16 protein-coding genes are annotated in these 16,400 nt (G+C 46.3%); all 16 read left to right on the top strand.

Annotated elements, in window-relative coordinates; all coding sequences use genetic code 11:
• Positions 1 to 32 precede the first annotated feature (32 nt).
• The 16 genes from AC4G47_RS23770 to AC4G47_RS23695 all read left to right on the top strand — a co-directional run bounded on the left by AC4G47_RS23770 (position 33) and on the right by AC4G47_RS23695 (position 16,391).
• On the top strand, positions 33 to 1,409 hold the full coding sequence (locus AC4G47_RS23770; protein WP_491103016.1) for an O-antigen ligase family protein: 1,377 nt from the start codon (positions 33 to 35) through the stop codon (positions 1,407 to 1,409).
• Positions 1,406 to 1,864 (top strand): PssD/Cps14F family polysaccharide biosynthesis glycosyltransferase, encoded by a 459-nt coding sequence (gene pssD / locus AC4G47_RS23765; RefSeq protein ID WP_458125671.1) that lies wholly within the window; start codon positions 1,406 to 1,408, stop codon positions 1,862 to 1,864. The genes AC4G47_RS23770 and pssD overlap by 4 nt, the downstream gene beginning before the upstream one ends.
• Positions 1,861 to 2,340: a PssE/Cps14G family polysaccharide biosynthesis glycosyltransferase gene (gene pssE, locus AC4G47_RS23760; RefSeq protein WP_491103015.1), complete on the top strand. Its 480-nt coding sequence runs from the start codon at positions 1,861 to 1,863 to the stop codon at positions 2,338 to 2,340. The genes pssD and pssE overlap by 4 nt, the downstream gene beginning before the upstream one ends.
• A gap of 36 nt (positions 2,341 to 2,376) precedes the next feature.
• The gene (locus tag AC4G47_RS23755) at positions 2,377 to 3,444 is read left to right on the top strand and encodes a glycosyltransferase family 4 protein (RefSeq protein ID WP_491103014.1); all 1,068 of its coding nucleotides are present in this window, start codon (positions 2,377 to 2,379) and stop codon (positions 3,442 to 3,444) included.
• 21 nt (positions 3,445 to 3,465) lie between these two features.
• Positions 3,466 to 4,410 (top strand): glycosyltransferase family 2 protein, encoded by a 945-nt coding sequence (locus AC4G47_RS23750; protein WP_458125674.1) that lies wholly within the window; start codon positions 3,466 to 3,468, stop codon positions 4,408 to 4,410.
• Between the two features lie 11 nt (positions 4,411 to 4,421).
• On the top strand, positions 4,422 to 5,444 hold the full coding sequence (locus AC4G47_RS23745) for a glycosyltransferase (RefSeq protein WP_458125675.1): 1,023 nt from the start codon (positions 4,422 to 4,424) through the stop codon (positions 5,442 to 5,444).
• A gap of 43 nt (positions 5,445 to 5,487) precedes the next feature.
• The gene (locus AC4G47_RS23740; RefSeq protein WP_491103013.1) at positions 5,488 to 6,393 is read left to right on the top strand and encodes a glycosyltransferase; all 906 of its coding nucleotides are present in this window, start codon (positions 5,488 to 5,490) and stop codon (positions 6,391 to 6,393) included.
• Positions 6,394 to 6,401: 8 nt separating this feature from the next.
• The gene (locus AC4G47_RS23735; protein ID WP_458125677.1) at positions 6,402 to 7,778 is read left to right on the top strand and encodes a lipopolysaccharide biosynthesis protein; all 1,377 of its coding nucleotides are present in this window, start codon (positions 6,402 to 6,404) and stop codon (positions 7,776 to 7,778) included.
• A complete protein-coding gene (locus AC4G47_RS23730) occupies positions 7,765 to 8,793 on the top strand; it encodes a polysaccharide pyruvyl transferase family protein (protein WP_458125678.1) in 1,029 nt (342 codons plus the stop codon). The genes AC4G47_RS23735 and AC4G47_RS23730 overlap by 14 nt, the downstream gene beginning before the upstream one ends.
• Positions 8,790 to 10,172, top strand: a complete 1,383-nt coding sequence (locus AC4G47_RS23725; protein WP_491103012.1) for a sugar phosphate nucleotidyltransferase — start codon at positions 8,790 to 8,792, stop codon at positions 10,170 to 10,172. Before AC4G47_RS23730 ends, AC4G47_RS23725 begins: the two co-directional genes overlap by 4 nt.
• A gap of 32 nt (positions 10,173 to 10,204) precedes the next feature.
• Positions 10,205 to 11,536: a UDP-glucose dehydrogenase family protein gene (locus tag AC4G47_RS23720; RefSeq protein WP_491103011.1), complete on the top strand. Its 1,332-nt coding sequence runs from the start codon at positions 10,205 to 10,207 to the stop codon at positions 11,534 to 11,536.
• Between the two features lie 14 nt (positions 11,537 to 11,550).
• Complete coding sequence (locus AC4G47_RS23715) at positions 11,551 to 12,471, top strand: LCP family glycopolymer transferase (protein WP_491103010.1); 921 nt, start codon at positions 11,551 to 11,553, stop codon at positions 12,469 to 12,471.
• Between the two features lie 21 nt (positions 12,472 to 12,492).
• On the top strand, positions 12,493 to 14,652 hold the full coding sequence (locus AC4G47_RS23710) for a WD40/YVTN/BNR-like repeat-containing protein (protein WP_491103009.1): 2,160 nt from the start codon (positions 12,493 to 12,495) through the stop codon (positions 14,650 to 14,652).
• Between the two features lie 31 nt (positions 14,653 to 14,683).
• Complete coding sequence (locus AC4G47_RS23705) at positions 14,684 to 15,247, top strand: VanZ family protein (protein ID WP_491103007.1); 564 nt, start codon at positions 14,684 to 14,686, stop codon at positions 15,245 to 15,247.
• An 89-nt stretch (positions 15,248 to 15,336) separates the two neighbouring features.
• A complete protein-coding gene (locus AC4G47_RS23700; protein WP_491103006.1) occupies positions 15,337 to 15,858 on the top strand; it encodes a hypothetical protein in 522 nt (173 codons plus the stop codon).
• A gap of 281 nt (positions 15,859 to 16,139) precedes the next feature.
• On the top strand, positions 16,140 to 16,391 hold the full coding sequence (locus AC4G47_RS23695) for a hypothetical protein (RefSeq protein WP_143760279.1): 252 nt from the start codon (positions 16,140 to 16,142) through the stop codon (positions 16,389 to 16,391).
• The last annotated feature ends 9 nt before the right edge of the window (positions 16,392 to 16,400 follow it).

Raw genomic sequence — 16,400 nt, 5'->3', positions numbered from 1 at the left:
CACGATTCTGGCTTTGAGGTGGCATAGCAGATATGCAAAAGACCGGTATACTTGCTGCATGGAACATGAAGTCGTTTAATATCATTCTTTTTTCGTTTGTCATTGTCTTCGCAGCAATCTATCTTCCGCTAATCTCGGTTGTTGCACTCCTATCTGTGATTCTGCTGGGCGTTTATATTAAACAGCCCAGCTGGATCTTTATGATTCTCATTGTAAGTTTTTCATTGTCCATTGATAAAATATTTAGCATTCATCTGGCAGGACTGGATTCGCTTTCCTTCTACAAGCTGGCGATCCTGGGTTTTGTCATCTCTCTTTTCTTACGTTTTGGTATTCGCAAAGATCTGATATATCCTGCACTCGCAATCGGTTTTTTATTTGTGGAGAGTTATTTTCTATCTGATCTGCCGAGTAAGGTTAGTCCGCTCGATCCATTCAAGGCCTTTCTGGGAGTCATTGTTCCATTTTTGTTGCTGATGCCCCACTTTTCACGAGAGATCAGTCAACGAATCATACGTGTGCTCGCATGGCTGCCGCTGTTCAGTCTTGCTGGTGGGTATGTCCTGCAGCTGGCTGGCATTTTGTCCATTACTAATCTGGAGATGTCGGGAGTAACCCGATTACAGGGAGCTAACATCGCCGCGCATCTGGCCATGTTGTGTTTTATCTCGATCTGCGTCTGTCTGATTCAGATCAAGCAAGGCCATCAGGTTGTTCTGTATTACATGCTTACCTTGACGCATCTGGTCATTCTGGTCCAGACGGGAACACGGGGACCGCTTATCGCGTTGATTCCGATTATTCTGGTTTATCTATTTGATCAATTGAAAGCCTTCATTAAAGGCAGAGTCAGTGCCATCATTCCTCTCATTCTATTCGTTGTCGCTGTGGCCTATATGGTCATTGCGCAGTGGGACAATTATGAGATGAGGTCAGAGAGCAAGGGCTTGTCGGGAAGAGATGTGGCCTGGAATTATTTTATTGGCAAAGCGAATGAGTATCCGATATTTGGACGTGGCCTCGGCTCAACTCTCGTAGCGAATGATGGAAGTATCTTTTCTGGCTTCGTCGTTCCACATAATGAATACATTCGTTTTTATTACGATGGCGGGTTAGTTGGAGCCATCCTGTTGTTTCTTTCGCTGCTTTTGGTGTTCCGAGCCGTATACCTCCGATTGGGCGGCATGATCCGGTTGTATTTTGCCGGCATGATTATCGGTTTCCTGGCCTATTCCTTTTTTGACAATACCTTGTCCACGGTTCATCTGATTGCTCCATTCTGTATCTTCCTGAACGTGTTATATGCTACGGGAAATGGAGTTCATACCAAGTCAGGGGCCGAAGCAAAAGTGGATATACAGGTACAGCGAGCGAAGGACGTATCCTTTTCAAAGGAGATTAGAACATGAAGGTCTGTTTGATCAGTTCTACAGGCGGTCATTTTGATGAATTAACCAAAATTATTCCTGCGGTTGAAGAACATGATTATTTCCTGATTACCGAGAAGAACAAAAGCAGAAAAGTAGATTTGGCACAGGGTAAAGTATACTTCTTAATGCAGCAGGAACGAAAGAATGCGATGTTCCTGCTAATCTTTGTGGCTAATATTATTAAATCGTTCTTTCTATATCTGCGTGAGCGTCCAAAGGTGATTATTACGACAGGGGCGGGAGCCACATACCCTTTTTGCCTCATCGGTAAAATCTTCGGTGCCAAGCTGATCTATATCGAAAGTTATGCCAAAATCTATTCCTCCAGCGCTACCGGAAGATTGATGTACAAAATCTCGGATGAGTTCTTCATCCAATGGGAAACGTTGCAGGATAGCTATCCCAATGCGAAGTACAGGGGGGCTTTATTTTGATATTTGCTATCGTTGGAACCCAGCGTTTTTCCTTCAATCGGATGTTTGAACTTATTGATGAGGCGATTGAGGCGGGGATTATTGAAGATGAGGTTGTTGCCCAATCCGGATATACCGAGTATCAGCCGCGAAATTTCACTGTGATTCCTTTCCTTACCCAGGAAGAGATGAATGAATATGTGGAACGCAGCAGATGCATTATTTCTCATGCAGGTGTGGGTTCCATCACGAATTGTCTCGAACGCGGCAAGCCGGTTATCGTCATTCCACGCCGGAAAGAATGGGGCGAGCATGTGGATGACCATCAGCTTGAGATCTCCAAGGTTTTTCAGGATAACGGATACGTGGCCGTCGCGGAGAGTCAGGCTGAATTGCAAAAACTGGTTCCTTGCATAGAGGAGCTGACGTTCCAGCCCTATGTGAGAAAACAGTCTGATCTGATCTCATCCATCAAAAATTACGTGAACAGTCTATAAGAGGTTTGAAGATTAACCATAAAAAAGGAGTCTATCATGAAACCAAAAGTATTGGTTGTTGGATCATCCTTGAAGGATATGGGCGGAATTGTGAGTGTCATCAAAAACATAGAGGATTCCTCCATCTCGGAAATGTATCCCATGCAGCGGGTTGAAACGTATATCACGGGCAGCGTGTTCTCACGGCTGCTTATTTTTATACGGGGATTCATTCAATTTTGGATGAAGATGTACACGTTCAAGCCGGATATTGTGCATATTCATATGGCGAACAACGGGAGTTTTTATCGGAAGTCTCTATTTCTGCTAACGGCACGAAAAATGTTTCGAAAGTCAGTCATTCTGCATGTTCATGCGGCGAGCTTTGATGATTTCTATAATCGATTCGCCCTGCAGCGCAAGTATTGTCATTACATTTTGAATCAGGCCGATAAATTGATTGTCTTATCCCAGACGTGGAAAGAATACTTTGTCACGATTGTGCCGGAGACAGCTATTGAGGTGCTCTATAACGGGGTCTTTGTGAAAGAGCCATTTGCGAAAGAGCAGAAGGCGGCAGTAAATGCTCTCTTCATGGGAAGACTGGGTGAGCGAAAAGGAGTCTACGATCTGCTTCAGTCCATTGAACAATTGAAGGCGCGGGGGGTTACAGCCACTTTCAATCTGGCAGGTGATGGCGAAGTTGATGAAGTCAAAGCGCTCGTGCAGCAATATGGAATTCAGGATTGTGTCAACGTACTCGGCTGGATTAACGGAGAACAAAAGGAAAAGCTGATGCAGGAAGCGGATCTACTGGTCCTGCCTTCTTATCATGAGGGATTACCTATGGCCATACTCGAAGCAATGAATTGTGGCTTGCCCATTATATCGACCAACGTCGGAGGCATTCCCGAAGTGATTACATCCGGTCATAATGGGCTGTTAATCGAGCCGGGAGATGTGCACGAACTGACATCGGCACTGGAGTATCTCATCACGGATGAAGAGCTTAGAGCAAGAATGGGTTCACATAACAGAGAGATTATAACGAATAAATTCGATATGAATCTTCTCGTGGGCAGATTGTCGGGAATATATGATGCACTTCAAGTGAAGGTATCCTAGTGAACAGGAAAAGGTGATGAAATGAACCCCTTGGTATCTTGCATCATTACCACCCATAACCGGGCGGAGTTATTGAAAAATGCGTTGAGAAGTGTACGTGAGCAGACACATCCGTACCTGGAGATTTTCATCGTGGATGATGGTTCAGAAGATCAGACACCAGAAATCTGTCAGGCTTGGGCCCGAGAAGATTCACGAATTCGGTACATTCGGGTTCCGTATCCCAAAGGAGCCAATCATGCACGGAATGTAGGGATATCCCATGCGAATGGCAAGTACATTGCATTCCTGGATGATGACGATGAATGGATGGCTGACAAAATAAAAACCCAGGCGGAAGTGCTGGAGCGTACACAGGAATCATTCACCTTTTGCAGCAAGTATCTCGCATACACGAATGAGCAGCATCAGGTGGTCAAACGGAAATTGTCGGTGGAACCTCGTGAGGTTGTTCGGTATGAGGATCTGCTTACATTCAACTGGATCGGGGAAACGTCCAAAATCATGGTACTTACCTCACTGGCCCGTGAAGTTCGATTCGATGAGAATCTGACATCCGCTCAGGATTATGACTTTTATCTGCGCATATTGAAACGCGGCTACATCGCCGTGAATGTGAAAGAACCGCTGGTGGATATCAACATTCATAGTGGTCCACGAATTTCAACCTCTACAACGGCCAAGTACAAGGGCCAACGCAAGATTATTTTGAAATACTACAATGATATGTCCAAGGAACAGAAGCGTCGTCAGTTACACCACTATCGAATGCTCGAATGGTCGAGAAATACACTTCGCAATAATGTTTATTTGAAAAAGGCACTGTCGCTGTATCCCTGGTGGAAAGATTGGGTGCTGCTCAAGCGTAATACGAAAATTATGATGCAAGGATTTCTAATGAGATTTCATGCAAGACGCGCAGTTGGTACGTATACAGAGGAACCTGTGCGAATGAAACTAAAGTAAGAGGTGTCTGGATGGGAAATCCGACGGTGTATATGCTGCCCAAGATGATTGAAAACAATAAATTCAACGAGCTGTTATCCGATTCCATTGAGAACAAGGGATGGGAAGTAAAGCAGTTTACCAAAAAAGATCTGGTCAAACTGAAAAAAAATGATGTGCTGCATTTTCATTGGCCCAGCTTCTATTACAGAGGTTCATCCGTGCTGGCAACAGTGATCAAATCCATTCTGTATGTATTGATGATTTGTTTTGCACGCTTGCGCGGGGCCAAATTGTTCTGGACCGTGCATAACATCTGGCCTCACAACAGCGGCAAGACGCGGTTCGATTATTGGATGAGAAAAATACTGGTCCAAAATTGCTCCAAGCTGATTGTCATGGGCAAACCCTTGATCTCCGAGATCTGTTCGACGTTCGGGATTGATTCCAGCCGGATCGAGGTTATTCCGCATGGACATTACAAGGGAGTGTATCAGGGAAAAGGCGTGAATATCCGCTCCCGGTTTGGCATCCCGGAGGATAGTTATGTGTATGCGTTCTTCGGTCAGGTCTCGCCGTACAAGGGCGTGGATGATTTGCTGGAGGCATTCAAGGATCTGAAATCGGATCAGGCCCATCTGTTGATTGCCGGTAAAAAGGTGAAGGACTACGATCTCGGTGAAGAATTTCTCGAGAGTGGACATATTCATACCCATTTTCATTTTATTGAAGATGATGAATATTCGGACTACTTCGATGCGGTCGATTCGATCATTCTTCCATACAAGCAAATTGCGACTTCCGGCAGTGCGATTCTGGCATTGACCTTCTGCAAACCGGTGGTGGCACCACGGATTGGCTTGTTGGAGGAATATCTACCTGAAGATTGTGCGGTACTCTATGAACCTTCGGATCCGGATGGATTACTCAAAGCGATGAATATGATCCGATTAAAACAATCGGAGTTTCAGGAAGGCAGTGGTTTTGTCAAAGCGTTAGAGCGGCTGGATTGGCCAGTGATTGCCCAAAGGACACTTACCCTGTACTCCAGTTAGTGCAGATCAAAGGGTGGACCTAATTGAAGAATATGGGGATGAAATGATGAAAGTAACCGTCGCGATCTGTACGTATAACCGTGCACAGGATGCGGTAGAGGCTATACGAAGTGCCATACAACAGAATTACGCAAGCAGCGATTATGAGATCATACTCATTGATAACAACTCAAAAGACAACACGCGGGAAATCGTACTTCAAACCATTCTACAGTATGAGAACCATTCGATCCGGTATGTGCTGGAAGAAAAGCAAGGCTTGTCTGTAGCCCGCAATCGGGCCATTCATGAGGCGAAAGGCGAGTATATCCTGTTCCTTGACGATGATGCCTTTGCTTGCAGGGACTGGATTCGCCAGATCGTCAGCGTGTTTGAGATGAGCGAGAGTATCGGTTGTGTCGGTGGCAAGATTGATCCGATCTGGGAAGTACCTGAGCCGATGTGGATTCCACCAGAGAACAGGTCGCTGTTCACGATTCTCGATTTTGCAGATGAAGTCACTGAAATGAAGAGTCCCTATATTCCATTTGGCGCCAATGTGGCCTTTCGCTTATCGGTCTTTGATCAACTGGCTCCCTTCCGTGAAGACCTTGGAAGAGTGGGGAACAATCTTCTTTCCAGTGAAGAGAGTGAGTTGATTGCAAGAATCCGGACCAAGTTCAAGGTATATTACACGCCGTATGGTGCGGTACAACATAAAGTAGCCAAAGAGCGAACGACGAAGAATTGGTTTCTCCGCCGAATCTATTGGCAGGGTGTCAGTGATGCCATACGTGATCAGGATCGTGGTGTTGTGCGTACTGCCAAACATGGCCTTAAGCTGGCACAAGGGGTCACGACGGCACTGATCTACATCTATAATGCAGATCGGTTCACTCGTCAGCTTGCCAAAGTATGTTACAGAAACGGCATGATCGTTGGGTCGCTTCGTCAAAATAGTAAGGGATGAGGATCGCTATGGCGCAAGTTGCACTTCGCAAAGTATTCAGAGGAAACGGCTTAATGAGTGCCATATTTCAGACAAGTGGAACCAATCTGCTCGTCATGACACTGACGATGCTGTCTTCCATTTTGACGTCACGCATGTTCGGCGTAGAGGGAAAGGGTGCATTCTCGGCCATCCTGTTCTGGCCGGCGCTTTTAACTGGATTGGTCGGTTTCGGACTGCCAACTTCTATCATTTATAACATCAAACAGAGCGCAACCGAGAAGAGTGCGCAGTATGTTCGGCTAAGCTTTCTTTTTCAAGTTCCGGTATGCATCATCATTGGTATAATTGCCTGGTTCGGATTACCGTTCTGGCTCTCCAGCTTTCCGCCAGAGGTTGTGCAGATATCCAGATGGTATACGATTGCTACGGTTCCTGTACTCATTGTCATCAATCTCATATCAGCCCTCTCGCAGAGTCGGGAGAAGTTCGCTGTATATAACGGTATCCGGTTAATGATCCCCCTGTTTAATGTAGGCGGGCTTTTTGTGTTATGGGGCCTGGGCATGCTGAGCATTCAGCTCGCGGCTGCAATCTATTTTGTAACGAGCTTCTCAGTGGTGGCGTGGGCTATCTATGCCAACCGTAATGAATTAAGACTGAGATGGTTCAAGGATCGGGTGGACCAGAGTTCGGCCAAGAAGCTTTTCGGTTATGGCAGCAAGGTGTATGGCGTTGAATTACTAGGAACATTGTATACCCAGTTCGACAAAATCATTATTTTGGCTTTGCTCACCCCGCGTGATTTTGGATTGTATTCTGTCGTATTTGCGCTGTCCCGAATCTACAATGCAGTTCAAACGGCGATCAGCAATGTTGTTTTCCCAAAAGTGACCGGATTGCCCCAAGAGCAGATTATTCGAACGGTCGGCAGAGCCTTCCGCATCTCGCTTATGGTCATGATGATCATTGTTATACCGACCATGTTTGTGGGGAACTACCTGATGGGCATTCTGTTTGGATCCGAATTTTTGGAAGCGAGCGTGGCATTTTATATTTTGGCAGTTGAATGCATCATTGGTGGTGGCTCCTGGATTCTGGCATCCGCCTTCAATGCACTTGGTCGACCAGGGCTTGTGATGATCAGACAACTTATTGCACTCTCGGTGACGGTGGCCTTGTTCTTCGTGTTCACCCCGTTATGGGGGCTCAACGGAATTGCGGTTGCTTTGCTGATCGGTTCCATTGTGCGAATGGTGGTTACTGTGGCTGCCATGAAGATCGTATTCAAGGTGAAGTTTGCCGCCATGTTCTATGACAAGGAAGATCTGCCGTTTCTATATGAACGGTTAAACAAAAAAAGAAGAAGAGTCACCCAAGGAGGAGATGGAGATGCTGGGCACTAACAATATTCATCCGATGGAAGAGTTGAAGGGACATTTACGTCAGATTTTGAAGGTCATTCCACCGCGTACCGAGATCTATTATCTGGATTACCCGGTGCACAGCAATGGTGGAGACTTGTTGATCATGAAAGGTACTGAAGCGTTCTTCCGAGATCATGATATTCATGTACGTGCCAGATACAGCATTCTGGATTGCCCTTTGTCTCTTAAGGTTCCGGAAGGTATCACGATTGTGTTGCACGGGGGAGGTAACTTTGGTGATCTGTACCCTGCACATCAGAAATTGAGAGAACGAATGATTGCCCAACATCCGAATCACCGGATCGTGATTCTGCCTCAGACGATGTTTTACAAGAGTGATATTGAATTGAAAAAGACAGCCCAAGTATTCAATCGTCATAAGGATGTGCACTTTTTTGTCAGGGACACATTATCTTATGAGATAGCCAGTAAAGAGTTTCAACAAACGAATGTGTACCTTTCTCCGGATATGGCGCATCAGTTGTGGCCTCTTAAGTCCAAGAGCCAGCCTAGTGCAGAGATGTTGTATTTCTTCCGTAAAGACATTGAGAAGACTCAGAATCAGGTGCATTACGAATCCGTCAGTGGACCCAAGGCCACGTTTAAAGACTGGGAGACATTGTACAACCGGGTAGACCGCAAGATCATTCGCATGATTACATCCCGGTTGAAGTCAGGGAAAGGCAGTTCTTTCGCCCGCTGGTTGTGGTACAAATACTCTGATCGGATGGTACATACGGCCATTAAGGAATTCAATAAATACCAAACCATCACGACATCCCGTCTGCATGGACATATTCTGGCTTGTCTCCTGGATCAACCGAACATTCTGCTGGATAATTCGTATGGCAAGAACTCGAATTATTATGCGGCCTGGACGAAGAACAATCCGGCAGGCAGATTGGAGTCCAATCAGACCAGCACATATAGCAAGCCAACCGAGACCGGCAAGGGAGCGAGTACGGTTGTGCTGTCGGATGGTGCAGCCCTATGAGAAGTATTCTGTTATCCGGCGGTTCTGGCAAGCGTCTCTGGCCGTTATCTAACGATTCCAGATCCAAGCAGTTTCTTAAAGTACTTCATGGGCCTGAAGGGAATTCAGAATCCATGGTACAGCGGGTATGGCGACAGCTGAATCATGCCGGACTTGCATCACAGGCGCTTATCGCGACCAGTTTACCACAGGTGGAGATTCTGACTTCTCAGCTAGGAGATGATGTAAGACTGGTCGTGGAACCTGAGCGCAGAGATACGTTTCCTGCGATTGCACTCGCGGCTTCCTATCTGTATTCCGTAGAGAGTGTAAGTCTGAATGAGACCATTGCAGTCCTGCCAGTCGATCCTTTTGTTGAAAAAGAGTTCTTTGAGGTTCTGGCGACCTTGCCGGAGATGCTTGATAAGTCTGGTGCTGATCTGGCCTTGATGGGGGTCGTGCCGACGTATCCGTCGGAGAAGTACGGATATATCATTCCGCACCCCGTATCTTCCAAAGAAAATAACAATGAATACGTGAACGTAGCGAAGTTCCAGGAGAAACCCTGCGAATCCGATGCGGCCCTCATGATTGAGCAGGCCGCATTATGGAATTGCGGGGTTTTTGCCTTTAAGCTGGGTTATTTGATTAATCTGCTCATTGAGATGGAACTGCCCATACAGTATGACGAAATGCTGAAGCAATACGGAAGATTGAACAAGATCAGCTTTGATTACCAGGTTGTCGAGAAGGCGAATCAGATTATTGCCATCCCTTATAAAGGATTCTGGAAAGATCTAGGTACATGGAACACGCTCACGGAAGAGATGGGAACCTCGGTGGTAGGAAAAGGGTGGATTACGGGAGATTCCCTGAATACACACCTGGTCAATGAACTGAACATTCCAGTTGCGATATTGGGCTTGTCGAATGTGGTGGTAGCCGTGAGTCCGGACGGCATTCTGGTCAGTGACAAAGAAGCTAGTCCGCGGATCAAGGAAATCTTGAAGAACGAGGATCAACGCCCCATGTATGAGGAGCGCAGGTGGGGTTGCTACCGAGTGCTGGATTATACAAGAAACGAAGCCGGCGGCGAAGTTCTCACCAAACGAATCTGCATCAGTGCCGGGAAAAACCTGAGTTATCAATATCATCTGCTCCGCAATGAGGTATGGACGGTTGTATCGGGAACAGGGGAATTGATCCTGGATGGGCAGAGCCGAATGATCGGGCAGGGAGATACGGTGATCATTGACCGGAGTATGCTTCATTCCGTCAGAGCAGTTACGGAACTTGAGATCATCGAAGTACAGATCGGCAGCCAGCTGATTGAGGAAGATATCGTTAGAGTGTCTATCGAATGGCAGGACATTGTTCAGACATATGTGAAACACGCGTAACCAACACATTAGGACATGGGGGAGATTAGGGAATGAATATTACGGTGATTGGCACAGGGTATGTGGGTTTGGTATCGGGCGTTTGCTTCTCGGAACTGGGAAATAACGTGATCTGTGTCGACAATAATGTGGAAAAAGTGAACATGTTGACGGATGGTCAAGTTCCGATCTATGAACCGGGTCTGAAGGACATCATGAATGCGAATATGAAAGCAGGAAGGCTATCCTTCACCACGAACATTCAGGATGCGATCAGTCGTTCGGATATCATTATCATCGCGGTAGGAACGCCATCTCTACCGAATGGCGAAGCGAATCTGAGTTTTATTGAGCTTGTCGCGCGAGAAATTGGTTCTTATATGGATAATTATAAAATAATAATGACTAAAAGCACTGTTCCTGTCGGAACCAACGATCGCATTCAGGAATGGATCAGCAGTTTGACGAATCATCCGTTCGACATGGCATCGGTACCTGAGTTCCTGCGAGAAGGTACCGCTGTGCAGGATACACTCTATCCTGACCGGATAGTCATTGGGACACATAGCGAACGGGCGGTTGCCACACTGAAGGAGCTGCATCAGCCATTAACCGATCAGATTATCGTTACGGATATCCGCTCGGCAGAAATGATTAAATATGCATCCAACGCTTTCCTGGCGACCAAGATCTCATTTATCAACGAAATCTCCAACATCTGTGAAAAAGTAGGTGCAGATGTCAGCCGCGTTGCCGAAGGCATGGGATATGACAGACGAATCGGTGCTTCCTTTCTCAAGGCAGGCATTGGTTATGGAGGTTCCTGTTTCCCTAAGGATACACAGGCTCTGATTCAAATTGCAGGTAATGTGGATTATGACTTCAAACTGCTGAAGTCTGTGGTGGAAGTGAATAAAGATCAACGCTTCAACGTAATTCGCAAACTGGAAGACGCACTAGGCTCACTCGAAGGGAAGGAGATTGCCATCTGGGGGCTCGCTTTCAAACCGGATACCGATGACGTTCGTGATGCTCCAGCGATTGAGATCATTCAGCGTTTGCTTGAGCAAGGGGCAGTGATTCGGGCGTATGACCCCATCGCTACCGAGAACTTCCGCAAAGAGGTGGATTCCCCATCCATTACGTGGGAAGAGCGTGCCATGAACGCGGCGGAAGGCGCAGATGCACTCTGTGTTCTGACCGAATGGAAAGAGTTCATGGAGGTTAATCTGACTGAGTTGGCAGCACATATGAATCAACCCATCCTGATTGATGGAAGAAACATCTACGGAGAAGATCAGATCAAAGATACGTCCTTCCAATACTACTCTGTTGGTCGTCCGGGTCTAACCAATATTGATGGAAGAAAAACGGCAGTCATCTGACGGAGACCTATACCATGAGACGCGGGATCAAAATAACATTAGGTGCCATTTCCCTTGTTGCAGTCGTCATGATTGGATATTCTGTGTATCTGTATCTGCATGTTAAATCAGCGGCGGATCAAATGTATGAACCCCGGGAACCTATCAAACAGGTATCCATTTTCGACCAGAGGGGCGGGGGAGATTTTCCTGTGGATATGGAGAATGAAGAGCCTTTTAATGCTTTGATCCTGGGTGTGGATGAGCGTTCCAATGATCGGGGGCGCTCCGATACCATGATTGTATTGAGTGTCAACCCTGCGAAACAATCTGTACTCATGTTTAACATCCCCCGGGATACCAGAACAAGTATTGTAGGATATGGTTCAGAGGATAAGATCAATCATGCTTACGCTTTTGGTGGTGTTAACATGGCTGTGCAAACAGTGGAACAATTGCTCAACGTTCCCATACACTACTACATGAAAGTGAATATGGAGGGTTTTGCACAAGTCATCGACATGGTGGGTGGAGTGAATGTGAATAACCCGTTCGCATTTGACTATGAGGGTTATCGGTTCGAGCAAGGGAATATTCATCTGGATGGTGAAGCTGCTTTGGGATTTTCGCGGATGCGTTATGATGATCCGAAGGGAGATCTCGGGCGGAATGACCGCCAGCGGGAGATCATCAAACAAGTGCTGAAGAATACGGTCCAGGTATCCAACGTGTTGCAATTGGAGACGTTGCTGGACGAAGTCAGTGCTCACGTCAGAACGGACGTTACCTTTGATGAGATGAAGCAAATGTTCTCTAAATATCGTTCGGTACTGGAACATATTGAATCCGTCGAGATTAAAGGCACGGGCAAGAAAATAGACGGAGTGTATTACTATATCGTGGAACAGTCGGAACGAGACAGGATACATCAGATGATTGAAGAACATTCAAAATGATCGGATAGGGCGGTGAACCAGATGCGTATCTCCAGGCTAATGAAATTTTCCCTGATTGTGCTACTAATGTATATGCTCATGATACCCGCAAGTACCAATTATGTTCAATCAGCTCAAAGCTATCAATGGAATAACATACCTATTGGTGGTGGGGGGTACGTTACGGGGGTGGTCATTCATCCGACTGAGCCTGATCTGGTTTACGCTCGAACTGACGTTGGAGGAGCTTACCGACTGGATGTAACTTCAGGAGATTGGGTTCCACTACTGGATCATTTTGGAGATGAAGACAGCAATCTGTACGGCGTGGATGGAATTGCGCTGGATCAGCAAAACCCCAATATCGTGTATATAGCTGCTGGGAAGTACGGGAACGTGGGGCCGAGCGATATTCTGAAATCCACAGATCGAGGAGAAACCTGGATTCGAACCGGACTCAATCTTCGGAATGAATCGAATGGAAATATCCATCGAGCCATGGGAGAGAGCATCGCCGTCAATCCCACGAACTCCAATTACCTGCACGTGGGTACACGATATGATGGATTGTACACCTCCAGTGACGGTGCAGCAACGTGGAGCAAGGTATGGGATGTACCGAGCGGGCTGTCCGGTGAAGGAATACGGAGTGTAGCTTATGGATTGAATCCCGTGACAAAGCAAGGTCAAGTTGTGTATGCAGGGGTTCGCGGCATTGGTGTGTATAGCAAAGCACCAAGAAGCAATGGGCAGACCACCTGGCAACTTACCGGGAGAAGTCCCGAATATCCTGCACGTATGACTGTGGCGAAAAACGGGACGTTGTATGTGACCACTGATAATCAAGGCGTCTACAAGTTCAACGGTGTGCAGTGGACGAATATAACACCCAGCTCCAGTTACTCATCTTATTATGGAATCACAATTGATCCCAATAATGATAATCACATCCTGGCAGCCGTTCGAACAGGCGGAGATAATCTGCCACTGTATCGTTCCGTTAATGGCGGACAGAGTTGGACAACAGTGAGCAAAACGCTGGTATCCAAACCGTCATGGTGGACACCCAACATGTTTTTCTCAGCGACATCCAGTATCAAGTTTGACCCACATAACCCGGGCACCGTATATGCTACAGACTGGTTTGGCGTATACAAGACAGACAACATCAATGGTACAAATGGATTGACTGGAAGTACTGCGAGTACCTGGGAAGCCATTACCGATGGTCATGAAGAAGTCGTTGCGCTGACTGCATCCACACCGCCTCAAGGTGTTTCATTTTTTAGCGGTTTAACAGATCAGATCGGATTTAGACATGAGAATGTATCCGATGTTCCTCTCAATAAAATCCCGCTCGCGGGTATGCGAGAAATTGTAAGTATTGACTATCATGAAGCAAATCCGAATTACATGATATTTCTGGGAAGCAGCGACTGGTATGGTACCACCACACGTTTATTTGTCTCTTCCAATAACGGAGTTACCGTAACTCCAATGAATGTTCCGGCCGGCTCCAAGCTGGGGAGGGTCGCCTACTCGGCCATCAATCCGAATGTAATTGTTTATTACCCCCAGACCGGTAATCCGGTCAGAAGCACGAATCGTGGCGCAACATGGCAAAATATGAACGGTGCCCCTTTTCAGGCTATCGGGGGGAATATGGTTTTCGCCTATAATCATCCACTGGCTGCCGATCGCATCAATGGATATAAATTTTATATGTATGCTGCTGGTTATATGTATCGCTCAACGGATGCAGGTGCCAACTGGTCCAAAGCCAATGCAGTTCGCCTTCCTGTTAATACGGATATCAATACGAGCTCCATTAAAGTCGAGGCTGCACCTGGTGTGGCGAATGCCGTATGGGTAAGTTTGGGAACCGATGGACTATATGCATCGACGAACTCGGGAAATACATTTTCCAAGATCCAGAGCGTACAGAATTCCAAATTATTTGCCTTTGGAAAGGCTCAGCCAGGCAAATTGGTTCCAGCCGTCTATGTATATGGCACCGTAAATAATGTGAATGGATTCTTCCGTTCAGATGATATGGGGGTAACCTGGAACAACATAGGTCCTTTAGGTGCTGGAATCGGGCTGGGCAATGAACCGCAAATTATGGCGGCAGACCGTCAAATCTATGGCCAGGTATATGTAGGTACGAATGGCAGAGGGATGTATGTCGGTTCATTAGAATAAAGAAAGAGATATGAAAGTGGTGATGAATAATATGATGGAGGAGGGTTCCGGGCGCACGAGACAAAGGCATGTTCGAAGAACGTACGGATTTCTTATAGCTCTGTTGCTGATTGTGATCTGGATTCTGGTCATCTGGTCCATGTCTACCCAATCCTCTCAGCAGCAGGACATTCAGCCCTGGCTTCATAAATGGTCCCAAAAAGTACAGATTGGCTTCGTACTTCCTGATATCCAATTCACATATGGGGAGTATGAGTATTCCCTGAAGCAGCGGCCGTATGATTTTGCAGAGTTCATCTTTCGCAAAAGTGCGCATCTATTTGTATACGCTGTGCTCGCCATGCTTGTGTATGGCGGGCTGCGATACAGGAGAATCCGCATCATGACTTGTATTGTTGCTGCTCTTGCTGTGGTACTTATCATCGCATCCATTGATGAGTATATTCAGCAGTTCAGTCCGAATCGGACAAGCTCGATACGTGATGTTGGAGTGGACTTGCTTGGCGGTTGCTGTGGGATTGCCATATATGCTTCGCTTCTGTCCATCACCCGCAGGATCAGAAGGGGAAGGCGTGATTCGGTTCACGATAAGTGATTTCCCAGGAAATGCTGTCTTTAGAACCCGCTTCTACTTGTCTGCTATCCATCATAAAGTGTATGGAGTAGGACAAGGAGGGTGGAGACATGCTACGAAAAAGGAATAGGAATGTTTTGCTCAAAAAGATAGGCTTCATAGCAATCGTTTTGATATTGCTATGGTTGATCGGCAGAACCATTCCGTATTTATTTCGGGCAGATACACCGGATGAAGCTGCTGCTATTGCCGAAGAGTTTTACAAATATGAACAGTCGGGTGACTTCGGCAGTTCGTGGGAATTGTTTCATCCTCTGATGAAAGAGCGGTTTCCAAAGAGCGCATATGTACAGAACCGAGCACATATATTCATGCAGCATTTTGGCGTGGAAACCTTTGAACTGGAGATGGAAGAGCCGGAGCGTGAGTTTGATGTAACGGTAGTGGATGGCGTGAAGCCATTCTCCGAAGCCTACAAAATCCGGGTTACTCAGACGTACTCAGGCACCTTTGGGCAATTCGATATTGTGCAGACTTGTTATCTGGTAGAGGATGGAGATGAGTGGACCTTACTCTGGTATTATCCAAATTCAAAGAATGAGGATGCCCCGAAGGAAAATAACAGTGAATGATGAAACATTATCGTGAAAGCAACTGGAACTACGGGATAATAATATTCACACATACATTGAACCGAATTGTATCATTTACCTAACACAAAGCTCTGTAAATGCGAGACTTTTGTCGCATTTATAGAGCTTTTTTGTATTTTACATCATTTTAGGGCTCTAAAACCTTGACATTAGTCCCGGTGTCAAGTAAATTACGAGGTAGATACAAAATGTATCAATTTTCAGCGTCTAACGACAAATAACAGGGACTTCTAAGCTCCTTGTGAGGGGAAGGAATATTATTGATCGAAACGGGCCGCTTTTACTGTGTCAGTTGTGGGATGATTGTGTCGGTCACTAGAAGCTCTGTCGAAATGAAGGAAGAGGGCAATGGAGGCAATCACGTATTTCGCACCGGATTCTACCGGAGTGAAATGCCGCTTGGATGCTGTGAAGCGTGTGTAGTTGAAGCGAAACGTCAGGGGAAATCCCAGTTTGCGGGACAATATACTAAAGATTATGATACACTATGTTCATATGAGAAACGGGCATGAAGTATATGC

The organism is Paenibacillus sp. Negev47 (assembly GCF_058313655.1).
Note: the sequence above shows the minus strand (reverse complement) of the source record. Positions and strands in the feature narration are given on the sequence as shown.